Source organism: Kitasatospora sp. NPDC024654, assembly GCF_055559155.1.
Genome location: NZ_JBVHLF010000273.1, coordinates 1 through 1,268, shown reverse-complemented (window position 1 = coordinate 1,268; position 1,268 = coordinate 1). Strand labels below are relative to the sequence as shown.

Here is a 1,268-nt window from a genome sequence, read left to right as displayed (position 1 = left end):
GCCCCGGGTTCGGTGGGGACTCGATTTCGTGTAAGGATTCGAGTCATGGCACGTCCTTCCTCCTACCCGCCTGAGCTGCGCCGTCGTGCGGTGCGCATGGTCACCGAGGTCCTCGGTGACTACCCGAACGAGTCGGCCGCGTTGCGGGCCGTCGCAGAGAAGCTGGGTATCGGTTCCGCCGAGACGCTGCGCAACTGGGTGCGCCGGGACCAGGTCGACTCCGGGCAGCGCCCGGGGACGACCACCGAGGAGTCCGCGCAGATCAAGGCGATGAAGAAGGAGATCGCGGAACTCAAGCGCGCCAACGAAATCTTGAAGGCCGCGGCGAGTTTCTTCGCGGCCGAGCTCGACCGGCCACACCTGCGCTCGTAGCGTTCATCGACGAGCACCGGGACCGCTTCGGCGGTGTCGAGCCGATCTGCCGCGTGCTGACCATGCACGAGTGCAGCATCGCCCCCTCCACCTACTACGCCCACAAGCAGCGCGAGCGATCGCCGGCCGCGCGGACCGTGCGCGACACCGAACTCAAGGAACTGATCAGCAACGTCCACAATGCCAACTACCGCGTCTACGGGGCCCGGAAGATCTGGCGCGAGCTGCACCGCCAGGGCCACCAGGTCGCCCGTTGCACCGTCGAGCGGCTGATGCGCGAGCTCGGCCTCGCCGGCGCCGTCCGCGGCAAGAAGGTGATCACCACCATCGCGGACCCAGCCGCCGAGCGTGCTCCAGACCTGGTGGACCGCAAGTTCGTCGCCACCGCGCCGAACCGATGCTGGGTCGCCGACTTCACGCACATCACCACCTGGGCGGGCGTCGTCTACGTCGCCTTCGTCGTGGACACCTTCTCACGCCGCATCGTCGGCTGGTCCGCCGCGACATCAAAGGAGACCCAACTCGTCCTCGACGCACTGGACATGGGCCTGTGGCAGCGCGACCGCGAGGGCCGCCCGCCCGCGCCGAAGGAACTCGTGCACCACTCCGACGCGGGCTCGCAATATACGTCGTTCAAGCTCGCCGAACACCTCGACAAGGCCCAGATCGCTGCCTCGATCGGCTCGGTCGGCGACGCCTACGACAACGCCCTGATGGAGTCGACCATCGGCCTCTACAAGACCGAGGTCATCAAGCCCCAGCGGCCCTGGAGGACCCTCTCGCACGTCGAGCTGGCCACCGCCGAGTGGGTCGACTGGTACAACCACCGCAGGCTTCACGGAGAGATAGGCCACATTCCGCCCGTCGAGTACGAGACCAACTACTACCTGGCAACC

Annotated in this window: 1 protein-coding gene; it reads left to right on the top strand. The window is 67.0% G+C overall.

Features of this window, described 5'->3' with window-relative positions:
* Positions 1 to 45: 45 nt before the first annotated feature.
* A protein-coding gene (locus ACZ38L_RS39575) for an IS3 family transposase (protein ID WP_465703021.1) occupies positions 46 to 1,268 on the top strand; the annotation gives its coding sequence in 2 pieces (ribosomal slippage) (positions 46 to 328 and positions 328 to 1,268; 1,224 coding nt annotated over the 2 pieces). This gene is flagged as partial in the annotation.